Origin of the sequence: Caballeronia telluris, assembly GCF_001544495.1 — a bacterium.
GTDB classification, from domain to species: domain Bacteria; phylum Pseudomonadota; class Gammaproteobacteria; order Burkholderiales; family Burkholderiaceae; genus Caballeronia; species Caballeronia telluris.
Genome location: NZ_FCNZ02000002.1, coordinates 235370 through 248730 on the forward strand (window position 1 = coordinate 235370; position 13361 = coordinate 248730).

Below are 13361 nucleotides of genomic sequence, written 5' to 3' on the forward strand. Positions count from 1 at the left end.
ACCCGAGGCCCACGACCCACGCCGAGTTCATCACAACCTTCTCGGGACTGTTGTTTGTTTCCAGGCCTTGATCTAGACCAAAAAAATCGCGCTAATTGTACCGCGCGACCTATCCTCCGTCCACAGAACGGGCGTACACGCGTGCTCGAGCCACCGCCCGCGGCGACGCACCGAAAGCGGCCCGCGAGCGTCCCGGACGGCGGCTCACAGGATAAGCGGCGGCTGTCAATGGCAACACCCCATCTGACTTATACTGGGTTTTTTTCTTCCACCGGACTCTTTGCCATGCGTTTCGAAGGCTCATCGCAATACGTCGCCACCGACGACCTCAAGCTCGCGGTCAACGCCGCGATGACGCTTCAACGCCCGCTGCTCATCAAGGGCGAGCCCGGAACCGGCAAGACGATGCTCGCCGAGGAAGTGGCGGCCGCGCTCGGCATGCCGCTTCTGCAATGGCACATCAAGTCGACGACGAAAGCGCAGCAGGGTCTCTACGAATACGATGCGGTCTCGCGCCTGCGCGACTCGCAACTCGGCGACGAGCGCGTGAAGGAGATCCGCAATTACATCGTGAAGGGCGTGCTGTGGCAGGCGTTCGAGGCCGAAGAGAAGTCGGTGCTGCTGATCGACGAGATCGACAAGGCCGACATCGAATTCCCGAACGACCTTCTGCGCGAACTCGACCGCATGGAGTTCTACGTCTACGAGACGCATCAGCTCGTGAAGGCGTTGCATCGGCCGCTCGTCATCATCACGTCGAACAACGAAAAGGAATTGCCCGACGCGTTCCTGCGCCGCTGCTTCTTCCACTACATCAAGTTCCCGGAAGCGACGACGATGAAGGAGATCGTCGAGGTGCATTTTCCGGGCATCAAGCAGGACCTGCTCGCCGCCGCGATGCAGAGCTTCTTCGAATTGCGCAACGTGTCGGGGCTGAAAAAGAAGCCGTCGACCTCCGAACTGCTCGACTGGCTCAAGCTTTTGCTTGCCGAGGACATCCCGCCGGACGCGCTGCGCTCGACCGACCAGAAGCAGGTCGTGCCGCCGCTGCATGGCGCGCTGCTGAAGAACGAACAGGACCTGCATCTCTTCGAGCGGCTCCTGTACATGAACCGCAATAACCGCTGAGCGCCTTCCTTTTACTTCCTGAGAGAGTTTGAACGCATGAGCCGCTGGATCGAACCCGTCACGCTGTCCGGAGAACACGTCAAGCTCGTTCCGATGTCGGTCGAGCACGAAGAGGCGCTTGCCGCCGCTGCCGCCGACGGCGAGCTGTGGAAGCTGTGGTACACGAGCGTGCCGGAGCCTGCGAGGACGCGCGCGTGGATCGACGCCGCGCTCGCGATGCGCGACACGCAGGGCGCGCATCCGTTCGCCGTGATCGACGCGAAGACGGGCGACGTCGTCGGTTCGACGCGCTATTTCAATGTCGATGAAACGAACCGCCGGCTCGAAATCGGCCATACGTGGTACGCGAAACGCGTGCAGCGCACGGCGCTCAACACCGAAGCCAAGCTGCTCCTGCTCACGCACGCGTTCGAAAAGCTGAACGCGATCGCCGTGGAATTCCGGACACATTTCATGAACCATCAGTCACGCGCCGCCATCGCGCGGCTCGGCGCGAAACAGGACGGCATCCTGCGCAATCACCAGGTCAAGGATGGCGTGTTTCGCGATACGGTCGTGTTCTCGATCATCCAGTCGGAATGGCCTGCGGTGCGCACGCACCTCAAGTACCGGCTCGAAGGCTAACCCGCGAGGTTCACGCCATGCTGATCGACTTCTTCTACTCGTTGCGCGGCGCGAAGCTGCCGGTGTCGGTGAAGGAATACCTGACGCTGCTCGAAGCGCTGAAGGCGCAGGTGATCGCGCCGTCGCTCGACGAGTTCTATTTCCTCGCGCGCATGACGCTCGTGAAGGACGAAAAGTACTTCGACAAGTTCGATCAGGCGTTCGGCGCGTACTTCCACGGCGTGACGAAGATCGACGAAGCCGCGTTCGACGTGCCGCTCGACTGGCTGAAAAAGCGTCTCGAGCGCGACTTCACGCCCGAGGAGAAGAAGAAAATCGAGGCGCTCGGCGGCCTCGACAAGCTGATGGAGCGCCTGAAGGAGCTGTTCGAGGAGCAACAGGAGCGTCACGAAGGCGGCAGCAAGTGGATCGGCACGGGCGGCACGTCGCCGTTCGGGCACGGCGGCTACAACCCGGAAGGCATCCGCATCGGCGGGGAAACGTCGGGCAATCGCACGGCGGTGAAAGTGTGGGACGAGCGTGCGTATCGCGATTACGACGACCAGGTCGAAATCGGCACGCGCAACATCAAGATCGCGCTCCGGCGCCTGCGCCGTTTCGCGCGCGAGGGCGCGGCCGAGGAGCTCGACCTGCCCGACACGATCCGCAGCACCGCCGCGAACGCCGGCTGGCTCGATCTCAAGATGGTGCCCGAGCGGCACAACAACGTGAAGGTGCTGATGCTGCTCGATGTCGGCGGCTCGATGGACGATCACATCAAGCGCGTCGAGGAACTGTTCTCGGCGGCGAAGGCCGAGTTCAAGCATCTGGAGTTCTTCTATTTCCACAACTGCGTCTACGACTACCTGTGGAAGAACAACCGTCGGCGTCACGGCGAGCGCACGCCGACCTTCGACGTGCTGCACAAGTTCACGGCGGACTACAAGCTGATCTTCGTCGGCGACGCGACGATGAGCCCCTACGAAGTGCTGCAGCCGGGCGGATCAGTGGAATACAACAACGCGGAAGCCGGCGCGGTGTGGCTGAGGCGTCTCGCGGACCAGTTCCCGCGTCACGCGTGGCTCAATCCCGAGCCGGAGCGGCTCTGGGAATACCGCCAGTCGATTTCCGTGATCCGGCAGGTCCTCGGCAACCGGATGTACGGCCTCACCATGGCCGGCCTCGAAGCCGCGATGCGGGCGCTGTCGAAGTAGACCGGACGTTGCCGGCGCGCGCCGCGAACGCGTAACATCGCGCTTTCGCCGCTTCGCATCGATCCCGACGCATGAATCCGCCGCCGAACGCCCCTGCCCTCGCGCCGCAACCGCTGCGCCCTTTCTCCGATAGTTCGCTTTCCGCGTTCGTCGCCGGTTTCGTCGCGATGATGACGGGCTACACCAGTTCGCTCGTGCTGATGTTCCAGGCGGGCCGCGCCGCGCATCTCACCGACGCCCAGATTTCCTCGTGGATCTGGGCGCTTTCGATCGGCATGGCGCTCTGCACGATCGGCCTGTCGCTGCGGTTTCGCGCGCCCATCGTGATCGCATGGTCGACGCCCGGCGCGGCGCTGCTCGTCACGTCGCTGCCGAACGTCACGTATTCCGAGGCGATCGGCGCCTTCGTCGTCTGCGCGGTGCTGCTGACGGTCGCCGGCTTCTCCGGCCTCTTCGACACGCTGATGAGGAGAATTCCCGCCGGCATCGCCTCGGCGCTGCTCGCGGGCATCCTGTTCGAGATCGGCATCGAGATTTTCCGCGCGGCGCAGTTCCAGACGGCGCTCGTCCTCGCGATGTTCTTCGCCTACTTGCTCGCGAAACGCCTCGCGCCGCGCTATGCGATTCCCGCGACGCTCGTCGCCGGCATCTCGGTCGCGGGCGCGCTCGGACTGCTCGATTTCAGCCGTTTCCACGTCGCGCTCGCGCATCCCGTCTTCACGATGCCGTCCTTTTCGCTCGGGGCCACGATCAGCATCGGCATTCCGCTTTTCGTCGTCGCGATGGCGTCGCAGAACGTGCCGGGCGTCGCCGTGCTGCGCGCCGACGGTTATTCGACGCCCGCCGCCCCGCTGATCGCGACGACCGGCCTCGCGTCGCTCGTGCTCGCGCCGTTCGGCTCGCACGGCGTGAATCTCGCGGCGATCACGGCGGCGATCTGCACCGGCCCCGAAGCCCACGAGGACCGTGACCGGCGCTACATGGCGGCCGTCTGGTGCGGCATTTTCTATCTGCTCGCGGGCCTATTCGGCGCAACGATCGCCGCGCTGTTCGCGGCGTTTCCGAAGGCGCTGGTCGTCTCGGTGGCCGCGCTCGCGCTCTTCGGCTCGATCATGAGCGGCCTCGCCAACGCGATGCACGACGCGCGACAGCGGGAAGCGGCGCTCGTCACGTTCATGGTGACGGCCTCGGGCCTGACGCTGGCTTCGATCGGTCCGGCGTTCTGGGGACTGGTCGCGGGCGTCGTCACGCAGGTCGTACTGAACGCGCGGCGCTGATTTTCCCGCGCGCCGCACCCTCGGAACGCTCCGAAATCCTGTTCCGCCCCGAAATCCTCACACGTTGAACGCCTATTGCGAGGACGTGTCGAACGGGCGTGCTCCGCAGGGTCTCTGCGCGAACGGTGCGCGCGGGTCTAGAATGAGTGACGAAAGGTGACAGGTGAAGTGACAGAAGGACACCGAGGGGCGAGCCGCCGGCCCGCAGGGCGCGGGCGGCATCGCAGATGATGTTCAACGCGGACACACGCTGAACGCGCGCACGCTGCGCGGGCATCCGCAACTTTGACAAGGCGCTAGCGCCGACGACCCGATATGACTACCGCTCTCGACCAGCTCAAGCAATACACCACCGTCGTCGCCGATACGGGCGACTTCCAGCAACTCGAACAGTTCAAGCCGCGCGACGCGACGACCAACCCGTCGCTGATCCTGAAGGCCGTGCAGAAGGACGACTACAAGCCGCTGCTCGAGAAGACCGTCAAGGAACACGCGGGCAAGCCGGTCGGCCAGATCATCGACCGTCTGCTGATCGCGTTCGGCACGGAAATCCTCAAGATCATCCCGGGCCGCGTGTCGACCGAAGTCGATGCGCGCCTCTCGTTCGACACGAAGGCGTCGATCGACAAGGGCCACGAACTCATCAAGCTCTACGAAGACGCCGGCATCAAGCGCGAGCGCGTGCTGATCAAGCTCGCCTCCACTTGGGAAGGCGTGCGCGCGGCGGAAGTACTGCAAAAGGAAGGCATCAACTGCAACATGACGCTGCTGTTCGCCCCCGCGCAGGCAGTCGCCGCCGCCGACGCCGGCGCGAAGCTGATTTCGCCGTTCGTCGGCCGCATCTACGACTGGTACAAGAAGTCGGCGGGCGCCGAATGGGACGAGGTGAAAAACGGCGGCGCGAACGATCCGGGCGTGCAGTCGGTGCGCAAGATCTATGCGTACTACAAGAAGTTCGGCTACAACACGGAAGTGATGGGCGCGAGCTTCCGCACGGTCAGCCAGATCACCGAACTCGCCGGCTGCGACCTGCTCACGATCAGCCCCGACCTCTTGAAGAAGCTCGCCGAGAGCAACGACAAGATCGAGCGCAAGCTCTCGCCGGAAGCGGTGAAGAACGACCCGATCGAAAAGATCGCCGTCGATGAACCGAGCTTCCGCTTCGCCCTCAACGACGACGCAATGGCGACCGAAAAGCTCGCGGAAGGCATCCGCAACTTCGCCGCCGATGCGATCAAGCTCGAAAAGGTGATCGCGGCGCTGCAGTAAGGTTTTCGCGGGGCGTCCCGCCCTGCTGCCGTCCATCAAACGGGCCCCGATGCATCGCCGCATCGGGGCCCGTTTGGCGAACCGGCAACGCGCGGTGGCCCGCCTCAGACGCTCAGCGGAAAAACGGCTGCGCGCCTTCGATATTCCAGTGCCGCTCGATCTCGATCAGCCGCAGGCGCAGACGGTTCACCTGTTCCGCGAGCCGCATCGCGAGCCAGTGCATGCCGTGCGCGTCCGGGTCCGTATGCGCGGCATCCATGCCGGGTTTCACGTCCAGCGTGTAGGCGGCGGCGTGCAGCAGCCCGACGCGGCCGAAACGCAGCGCTCGCGCCATCAGCAGCAAGGTCTGCCGTACCGCGCGCTCTTCCGCCGTGCAGGCGGCTTGCTCGTCGGGTGCCATGTGCGCGTCGAGCGGACCCGAGCTCGCCAGCATTTCCAGCGCCGCGAGGATCGACCGGTGCAGGCGCTGGATTTCATCGAGCGCCGCGACCGGCACGTCGATTTCCTTTGCCACCGACTCCATCAGCGAGCGCGACTGCACGAGGCGCCGGCTCATCACGAGAAAGCGCTGCGTCAGTTCGTCGGGGTCGATCGGCCGGCCTTCGATGATCGCGGCGTAGAGGCGCGCGCACTCGCGCATGTTGTCCGCGAGCCGGTAGCGCCACGAGTACGTCGCGTAGAGCGGCAGCACGAACGAAAAACCGAGCGCGATCACGATGCCGATCAGCACGTTCGCCGTGCGCCACAGGCCGACGTCGATCGGCAGGTCGCCGTGGCCCGCGACGATCACCATCGTGATCGCGGTCAGGAGCGCGACGTAGCCCGCCTTGCCGATCGCGTAATACGCGCACGCGCCCGCGATGGCCGACATCAGCAGGAAGGTCAGCATGAGCGACCCCAACACGCTCTGCACGATGATGAGCGTGAGGCCGAAGCTCGCGCCGAGCAGCGTGCCGAGCGCGCGTTCGGCCGCTTTCTTGCGGATATTGCCGTGATGCTGAAGCCCGCCGATCACGACGAGCAGCGTCACCGACGCCCACACGCCATGCGGAATGTCGATGCCCGACGTAAGCGCGATCGACGCGAGCATCGCGAGCGAGACGCGCAGCGCGTGCAGCAGCTTCGCGTGCCGGTAGCGGAAATAAGGCGACGCCAGCACGTGCAGCATGCGCCTTGCGCGACTGCGGCGGGACGTGGGCGTGTCGAGTGAGGGCATGGCGTCGGTGAGGTCGGGCCTGGTGTGCCGTCGATTCTAAGGCCGCCCAAAGCAAAACGCCCGCAACTTCCGTTGCGGGCGTTTTGTACATCGATCAGCGTGGCGACGGCCGGTCAGCCTTCGACGACATCGAGATAATCCTCGGGCCGCGTGCGGTCGTCCGAGCGCTTCAGGCCGATCACGCGCACCAGCACGCTCACGACGATCGACACCACCAGGTTCGCGATCAGCGCCCACACCGCGGCATAGCCCGGGATGGTGTAGCCGAAGAGATGGATCGGATAGATCGAGCCGGCGAGCTTGAGCGACAACGCCATCCACGTTCCGACGCCGATGCCGACCGCCCAGCCGAGCAACAGGCCGCGATGGTCGAGCACGCGCGTATAGAGGCCGAGCACGAGCGCGGGCAGCGTCTGGATGATCCAGATCCCGCCGAGCAGTTGCAGCTGGATCGCGTAGGTGAGCGGCAGCGCGAGAATGAACACGACCGCGCCGACCTTCACCAAGAGCGACACCATCTTCGCGACGTTGGTTTCCTGCTCTGGCGTCATGCTGCGGTTCACGAACTCGCGATGCACGTTGCGCGTGTAGAGGTTCGCCGCCGCGATCGACATGATCGCCGCGGGCACCAGCGCGCCGATGCCGATCGCCGCGAACGCCACGCCGACGAACCACGACGGGAAGTAGTGCAAAAAGAGCGCCGGCACCGCGAAGTTCGAGCCGTAGGCCTTGAAGTACGGCGCGTATTCCGGCATGTCGCGCACGCCCGACGCGAGCGCCATGTAGCCGAGCAGCGCGAGGAGGCCCAGCACCAGCGAGTACGCCGGCAAGAGCGCCATGTTGCGGCGGATCGTGTTGCCCGAGTTCGACGACAGAATCGCCGTCACCGAGTGCGGGTACAGGAAGAGCGCGAGCGCCGAGCCGACCGCGAGCGTCGCATAGGCGCTGTAGCCGTTCAGGCTCGCGGCATCCGGTGCCTTCAGCAGCAGCTTCGCCGGCTCGACCACGCCGAAGATGTGCCCGAATCCGCCCAGTTGCGCCGGAATCACGATCATCGCCGCGATGATCGTCACGTAGATCAGCACGTCCTTCACGACCGCGATCATCGCCGGCGCGCGCAGGCCCGAGGTGTACGTGTACGCCGCGAGAATCGCGAACGCGATGATGAGCGGCAAATCGCCGACGAAGCCCTTCGTATCGAAGCCGAGCGCGCCGATCACCACTTCGATGCCGACCAGTTGCAGCGCGATGTACGGCATCGTCGCGACGATGCCCGTCACGGCGACCGCGAGCGCGAGCATGCGGCTGTTGTAGCGGGCATGGACGAAGTCGGCGGCGGTCACGTAGCCGTGGCGCTTCGCGATGCTCCAGAGCTTCGGGAACACGACGAACGCGAACGGATAGATCAGGATCGTGTACGGCAGCGCGAAGAAGCCGGTCGCGCCCGCGCCGAACACGAGCGCGGGCACGGCAATGAAGGTGTACGCGGTATAGAGGTCGCCGCCGAGCAGGAACCAGGTGACGATCGTGCCGAAGCGGCGGCCGCCGAGGCCCCATTCGTCGAGCTGGGCGAGATCGCCTTTGCGCCAGTGCGCGGCGATGAAGCCGAGAATCGTCACGCCGACGAAAAACAGCACGAAGACAAAAGTTGCAGTGGAATTCATCATCGCGCGGTCCCCTTGCCCTTCGTACCGATGGCTTTGGTCTTTTTATAGACGACGGCGGTGATGACCGCGCTGATCAGTACCCACAGCAACTGGTACCAGTAGAAAAACGGAAAGCCCCAGAGCATCGGTTCGAGCTTGTTGTAGAACGGCACCCAGACGACTCCGATCCACGGCAGGATCAGGAGCCACAGCCAATGTTTGTTGCGGGGTTGCCCCGTGCCAGTCGCAGCTTCGTGAGCCATGACGGTCTCCTCTGTCGACCCGAGTCGGCGTTTGCGCGCCTTCCTCTGGTCCCATGCAAGATGGTCGTTGTTCTTTGAATGGGCTGGCCGCGCGTCCGGTCGTCGGATAGAGACGGAGCGCGTGGAAAGCATCTCGAAAATAACACGAGGAGTATATGGACGCCTAAAACAGGGTCAAGCAGGGCGAACCCGAGGGATTCCGCTGATGTGAAAGTGTTCCGTAATCAGGCGCGCGACGGCGGCGCGCCTGGGTGCGCGGCTTCGGTGCTCAAATGACGAAGCGTTCCGGCGCGCTTTCGCCCGTGCGCTCATGCTCGCTGATCGCGAGCGCCCGGACCCACTCGCGCGCGGGCAACTTCAATTCCTTGTCGATCAGCTTCGCCCGCTTTTCGAGCGCCGCGAATGGCAGGTCGAGGGCGGGCCCCGAAAACGCGAGCGCGACGCGATTGCCGTCGTGGACTTCGGGCAGCGCGATCACGCGCCCGTCGAACGCCTCCGACAGGCGCTTCATGTTGCGCACGAAGCTCGGATGGTCGCCGAACAGGTTGATCGTCGCGACACCCGCTTCCGGCGTCAGGCACGCGCGGCAGGCGCGATAGAACGACACGCTGTCGAGCACGGGACCGCGCGCGGTCGCGTCGTAGATGTCGATTTGCAGCGCGCCGATCGTGCCGTGATTCGCGCGATCGTTCACGAACTCCCATGCGTCCTGTTCGTTGACGGTGAGACGCGCGTCGTCGGAGGGCAGTTCGAACATCGTGCGCGCGGCGATCACGACCGCCGGATTCAGTTCGACCGCCTCGACCTTCGCGCGCTTCAGAAACGCGTGGCAGAACTTCGTCAGCGCCGCGGCGCCGAGGCCGAGTTGCACGATGCGCTTCGGCGTCTCGATGAAGAGCAGCCACGACATCATCTGCTGCGCGTATTCGAGTTCGATGTGATTCGGCTTCTTCAGGCGCATCGCGCCCTGAACCCATTCGGTGCCGAAATGCAGGAAGCGCACGCCGCCCTCTTCCGAGAACGTCACGGGCGCAAAGCGCGGCTTGCGCGGCGTTTCGATGCGCGGGGCGTCGTCGAGGTCGTCTTCGCGTTCGCGCTTCGAGCGTTTGGAATGCTTGTCGTCGCGATCTTTGCCGCTGAACGCGCGCGCTTCGGCGGACGCGCGCTTGATGAGTTTCGTCATGTCGTGAGGATCTCGCGCCAGAAGCGCAATTTTTGGTCGAACGAGAGAATAGCATTCGCCGGACTCGACGACGGCAGCACGAGCGTCTCGTAACCCGCCGCGCGGATCACCGGCTCGAAGCGGCCCGAGGTCTTGCCGTTGAAGCAGACTTTCCTGAGAAGCGGCACGTGCACGCGAAACGACGCGAAGTCGTTCGGGTTCGCGTGCCGGATCGCGGCATCGAGGCTGCCTTCGCGCTCGCAGGCGGCGAGCACGTCCCACAGGCCGATGCCGTGGGCCAATAGGCGCGCGACGCGCTCATCGTATGGAAGTTCGTGCAGCGCCTCGCCGGTCACCGCGCCGACGAGCCGCCAGAACTGGTTGCGCGGATGCGCGTAATACTGCGTCGCCGCGAGCGACGCGACGCCGGGAAAGCTGCCGAGAATCAGCGTGTGGGTCGCTTCGTCGGCGATCGGCGGGAAGCCCTGGAGCATCACTTCGCCTCATGGCGCGCGGGACGCCTCACATGCGAAATCAGATGTTCGAGCGGCCGCGAATGTTCGCGATGCGATTCGTGCAATGAAGACGACAAGCGCGACCACAGCGCCGGCAACATGCATTCGGTGACCATGAGCGGCGCGCGATATCGCTCGAACACGGAGCGGCGCGCAACAAGCGCGTGCACGGCGGTTTCGTCGAATAATCCGCGCGCGAGCCGGTACAGCGGATGCCGCGCAGTCACCCTGCGACTCACGAGCGCCGAACGCGCGACGCTGCTGTCGCTGTAGAGAAGTTCCGCGAGCGGACGGGTGCGCAGGGAACGCATCGCCTGCCAGACGCCGGCGCTTTCGGCGAGCGGCACGATGCTGTGCGCGGCGACGAACGGCACGCCGTCCACGTTCAGCACGACTTCGCGCACCCAGCACGGCGTGCGCGCTCCGATGCACAGTGCGCGAGACTCGTCGGCGAACGGCACGTCGACGGCTTCGCGCGCGACCGTCACGCTCACCGCCCCGAGCGTGCGCAGATGCGCGGTGAGCGAGCCACCGCGCGTCGCCCAGTCTTTCTGATCGCGGGTGAAGGTGGCGCGCGGTGCGACGCGCCAGTGGGCATCGGCGGGATCATGGGGAATCGGCATGGCGGTGATTATAAAACCGTCATCGGGTTAGGACGAATCGTGTGGAAATGCGGATATCGGCGATGAAAACTGCTGGGCCGGTCATGGGACATATGGCCGGACTCGCGGCCTGTGCTGACGCGAGCCACCTAACTCTGAGAGGAAGTGCAATGTCGGAAAACAAGAAACAAACGTCGAAGCCGGTCGCCCATCTCGCGGCGGAAACGCTGAACGATCCGAAGGCATCGGCGATCGCGAAGAGCCTCGCGGCCTCCGCCCTGTCGCAGACGCACTCGAACAAGCAGACGAGCGCCGAAATGGAACACAAGGCAAGCGAAGTGCTTCACAGCGACAAGTATGCGAAAGACACGAAGACGCTCGCCGCGTCGGTGCTCGCGCAGGCCAACAAGGAACGCACGCTCAAGAAATAAAAAAAGCGCGCTGCCGGCAACAGCCGGCAGCGCGCCTTGCATCACGAAGTGAAACCGCTCAGCGCGTCAGCAGCAACGCGTTCGTGCGCTTCACGAAGCTCGCCGGATCTTCCAGCGATCCGCCTTCCGCGAGCAACGCCTGATCGAAGAGCAGGTGACACCAGTCGCCGAAACTGGCGTTCTCGGCGTTCAGCCCCTTCACCAGCGGATGCTCCGGGTTCACTTCGAGGATCGGCTGCATCTGCGGCGCCTGCTGGCCGGCCGCCTTCAGCATGCGTTGCAGGTAGCCGCTCATGTCGCCTTCGTCGGCGACGAGGCACGACGGCGAATCGGTAAGACGGAACGTGAGGCGCACGTCCTTCGCCTTGCCTTCGAGCACTTCCTTCATCTTCTCGACGAGCGGCTTCATTTCCTCGCCGACCTTTTCCTGCTGCTGCTTTTCCTCGTCGTTCAGCGCACCGAGGTCGAGATCGCCGCGCGCAACGCTTTGCAACGGCTTGCCGTCGAATTCGTTGAGGAACGAGAGCATCCATTCATCGACGCGTTCCGTCAGCAGCAGCACTTCCACGCCCTTCTTGCGGAACACTTCGAGATGCGGACTGTTCTTCGCGGCCTGCCAGCTGTCGGCGGTGACGTAGTAGATCTTCGTCTGCTCGGGCTTCATGCGCGCGACGTACTCGGCGAGCGATACGTTCTGCTCGTCGGTGTCGTTGTGCGTCGAGGCGAAACGCACGAGCTTCGCGATACGCTCGCGATTGCCGAAGTCCTCGCCGACGCCTTCCTTGAACACCTGGCCGAATTCCTTCCAGAAGGTCGGGTACTTTTGCTTCTCGGCGTCTTCGGTGGCTTCCGCCGACGACGATGCCAGATCCTCCAGCATCGACAACACGCGCTTGGTCACGCCTTCGCGGATCGCCTTCACATCGCGGCTTTCCTGGAGGATTTCGCGCGAGACGTTCAAAGGCAGATCGGCCGAATCGACCACGCCCTTCACGAAGCGCAGATACTGCGGCAGCAGTTGCTCGGCGTCGTCCATGATGAACACGCGCTTCACGTAGAGCTTCAGGCCGCTCTTGTGATCGCGGTTCCAGAGGTCGAACGGCGCGTGCTTCGGCACATACAGCAGTTGCGTGTACTCGCTGCGGCCTTCGACGCGGTTATGCGTCCACGCGAGCGGATCGTCGTGATCGTGCGAAAGGTGCTGGTAAAACTGCGTGTACTGCTCTTCGGTGATGTCGTTCTTTCCGCGCGTCCAGAGCGCGCTCGCCTGGTTGACGGTCTCGTCCTCGTCCTTCTCGACCATCTCGCCCTTTTCCGCGTCCCACTCTTCCTTCTTCATCAGGATCGGCAGCGCGACGTGGTCCGAGTACTTCTGGATGATCGACTTGAGCTTGTGGGTCGACAACAACTCGTCTTCATCGGCGCGCAGGTGCAGCGTGATGGTCGTGCCGCGTTGCGCGCGCTCGATGTCCTCGACTTCGAAATCGCCCTCGCCCGCGCTCGTCCAGCGCACGCCCGCGCTCGCCGGCAATCCGGCGCGGCGCGTTTCGACCGTGATCTTGTCCGCGACGATGAAACCCGAGTAGAAGCCCACGCCGAACTGGCCGATCAGCGCGGCGTCCTTCTGCTGGTCGCCGGAGAGCTTCGAGAAGAATTCCTTGGTGCCCGAGCGCGCGATCGTGCCGAGGTGCGAGATCGCTTCGTCGCGGCTCATGCCGATGCCGTTGTCGTCGATGGTGACGGTGCGCGCGGTTTTGTCGTAGGACACGCGGATGCGCAGGTCGGAGTCGTTTTCGTACAGCGCGCTGTTTTCGATGGCCTCGAAGCGCAGCTTGTCGGCGGCGTCGGACGCGTTCGAAATCAGCTCGCGCAGGAAAATTTCCTTGTTGCTGTACAGCGAATGGATCATCAGATGCAGAAGCTGCTTCACTTCTGCCTGAAAGCTCATGGTTTCTTGCGCCATGGTCGGGTCCTCTAGTTGGGTTTTCGATGATGTCGGCGACCGCGCCGGGAAGCGCCATCGCCACGAGCGAAT

Annotated in this window: 13 protein-coding genes; 6 read left to right on the plus strand and 7 right to left on the minus strand. The window is 64.1% G+C overall.

The window, feature by feature from the left end; genetic code table 11:
• Positions 1-285: 285 nt before the first annotated feature.
• The 5 genes from AWB66_RS04025 to tal all read left to right on the plus strand — a co-directional run bounded on the left by AWB66_RS04025 (position 286) and on the right by tal (position 5491).
• Positions 286-1128, plus strand: a complete 843-nt coding sequence (locus AWB66_RS04025; RefSeq protein ID WP_087628984.1) for an AAA family ATPase — start codon at positions 286-288, stop codon at positions 1126-1128.
• A gap of 36 nt (positions 1129-1164) precedes the next feature.
• The gene (locus AWB66_RS04030; RefSeq protein ID WP_087628985.1) at positions 1165-1752 is read left to right on the plus strand and encodes a GNAT family N-acetyltransferase; all 588 of its coding nucleotides are present in this window, start codon (positions 1165-1167) and stop codon (positions 1750-1752) included.
• A 17-nt stretch (positions 1753-1769) separates the two neighbouring features.
• The gene (locus tag AWB66_RS04035) at positions 1770-2945 is read left to right on the plus strand and encodes a vWA domain-containing protein (RefSeq protein WP_087628986.1); all 1176 of its coding nucleotides are present in this window, start codon (positions 1770-1772) and stop codon (positions 2943-2945) included.
• Positions 2946-3016: 71 nt separating this feature from the next.
• A complete protein-coding gene (locus AWB66_RS04040) occupies positions 3017-4222 on the plus strand; it encodes a benzoate/H(+) symporter BenE family transporter (protein ID WP_087628987.1) in 1206 nt (401 codons plus the stop codon).
• A 315-nt stretch (positions 4223-4537) separates the two neighbouring features.
• A complete protein-coding gene (gene tal / locus AWB66_RS04045; RefSeq protein WP_087628988.1) occupies positions 4538-5491 on the plus strand; it encodes a transaldolase in 954 nt (317 codons plus the stop codon).
• Between the two features lie 112 nt (positions 5492-5603).
• On the opposite strand, the gene AWB66_RS04050 is transcribed toward tal, so the two are convergent.
• From AWB66_RS04050 to AWB66_RS04075, 6 genes are all read right to left on the minus strand, one after another.
• On the minus strand, positions 5604-6707 hold the full coding sequence (locus AWB66_RS04050; protein WP_087628989.1) for an FUSC family protein: 1104 nt from the start codon (positions 6705-6707) through the stop codon (positions 5604-5606).
• A gap of 113 nt (positions 6708-6820) precedes the next feature.
• Complete coding sequence (gene mctP, locus AWB66_RS04055) at positions 6821-8371, minus strand: monocarboxylate uptake permease MctP (protein ID WP_087629108.1); 1551 nt, start codon at positions 8369-8371, stop codon at positions 6821-6823.
• Complete coding sequence (locus AWB66_RS04060) at positions 8371-8616, minus strand: DUF3311 domain-containing protein (protein WP_087628990.1); 246 nt, start codon at positions 8614-8616, stop codon at positions 8371-8373. Before AWB66_RS04060 ends, mctP begins: the two co-directional genes overlap by 1 nt.
• A gap of 268 nt (positions 8617-8884) precedes the next feature.
• Positions 8885-9799 carry a class I SAM-dependent methyltransferase gene (locus tag AWB66_RS04065; protein ID WP_087628991.1) on the minus strand — a complete coding sequence of 305 codons (915 nt, stop codon included), beginning with the start codon at positions 9797-9799 and terminating at the stop codon, positions 8885-8887.
• The gene (locus AWB66_RS04070) at positions 9796-10272 is read right to left on the minus strand and encodes a DNA-deoxyinosine glycosylase (protein WP_200818923.1); all 477 of its coding nucleotides are present in this window, start codon (positions 10270-10272) and stop codon (positions 9796-9798) included. Before AWB66_RS04070 ends, AWB66_RS04065 begins: the two co-directional genes overlap by 4 nt.
• A complete protein-coding gene (locus tag AWB66_RS04075; protein WP_087628993.1) occupies positions 10272-10916 on the minus strand; it encodes a chorismate--pyruvate lyase family protein in 645 nt (214 codons plus the stop codon). Before AWB66_RS04075 ends, AWB66_RS04070 begins: the two co-directional genes overlap by 1 nt.
• A 149-nt stretch (positions 10917-11065) precedes the next feature.
• On the opposite strand from AWB66_RS04075, the gene AWB66_RS04080 reads away from it, so the two are divergent.
• On the plus strand, positions 11066-11326 hold the full coding sequence (locus tag AWB66_RS04080; protein ID WP_087628994.1) for a hypothetical protein: 261 nt from the start codon (positions 11066-11068) through the stop codon (positions 11324-11326).
• 58 nt (positions 11327-11384) lie between these two features.
• Here the strand turns inward: AWB66_RS04080 and htpG are convergent, their stop codons facing one another.
• Entirely contained in the window at positions 11385-13289 is a 1905-nt protein-coding gene (gene htpG / locus AWB66_RS04085) for a molecular chaperone HtpG (protein ID WP_087628995.1), read from the minus strand.
• Between the last annotated feature and the right edge of the window lie 72 nt (positions 13290-13361).

What these genes read in the sequence shown, in the direction of transcription:
- AWB66_RS04025 (WP_087628984.1), top strand. Translation starts at nt 286, where the DNA reads ATGCGTTTCGAAGGCTCATCGCAATACGTCGCCACCGACGACCTCAAG.
- AWB66_RS04030 (WP_087628985.1), top strand. Translation starts at nt 1,165, where the DNA reads ATGAGCCGCTGGATCGAACCCGTCACGCTGTCCGGAGAACACGTCAAG.
- AWB66_RS04035 (WP_087628986.1), top strand. Translation starts at nt 1,770, where the DNA reads ATGCTGATCGACTTCTTCTACTCGTTGCGCGGCGCGAAGCTGCCGGTG.
- AWB66_RS04040 (WP_087628987.1), top strand. Translation starts at nt 3,017, where the DNA reads ATGAATCCGCCGCCGAACGCCCCTGCCCTCGCGCCGCAACCGCTGCGC.
- tal (WP_087628988.1), top strand. Translation starts at nt 4,538, where the DNA reads ATGACTACCGCTCTCGACCAGCTCAAGCAATACACCACCGTCGTCGCC.
- AWB66_RS04050 (WP_087628989.1), bottom strand. Translation starts at nt 6,707, where the DNA reads ATGCCCTCACTCGACACGCCCACGTCCCGCCGCAGTCGCGCAAGGCGC.
- mctP (WP_087629108.1), bottom strand. Translation starts at nt 8,371, where the DNA reads ATGAATTCCACTGCAACTTTTGTCTTCGTGCTGTTTTTCGTCGGCGTG.
- AWB66_RS04060 (WP_087628990.1), bottom strand. Translation starts at nt 8,616, where the DNA reads ATGGCTCACGAAGCTGCGACTGGCACGGGGCAACCCCGCAACAAACAT.
- AWB66_RS04065 (WP_087628991.1), bottom strand. Translation starts at nt 9,799, where the DNA reads ATGACGAAACTCATCAAGCGCGCGTCCGCCGAAGCGCGCGCGTTCAGC.
- AWB66_RS04070 (WP_200818923.1), bottom strand. Translation starts at nt 10,272, where the DNA reads ATGCTCCAGGGCTTCCCGCCGATCGCCGACGAAGCGACCCACACGCTG.
- AWB66_RS04075 (WP_087628993.1), bottom strand. Translation starts at nt 10,916, where the DNA reads ATGCCGATTCCCCATGATCCCGCCGATGCCCACTGGCGCGTCGCACCG.
- AWB66_RS04080 (WP_087628994.1), top strand. Translation starts at nt 11,066, where the DNA reads ATGTCGGAAAACAAGAAACAAACGTCGAAGCCGGTCGCCCATCTCGCG.
- htpG (WP_087628995.1), bottom strand. Translation starts at nt 13,289, where the DNA reads ATGGCGCAAGAAACCATGAGCTTTCAGGCAGAAGTGAAGCAGCTTCTG.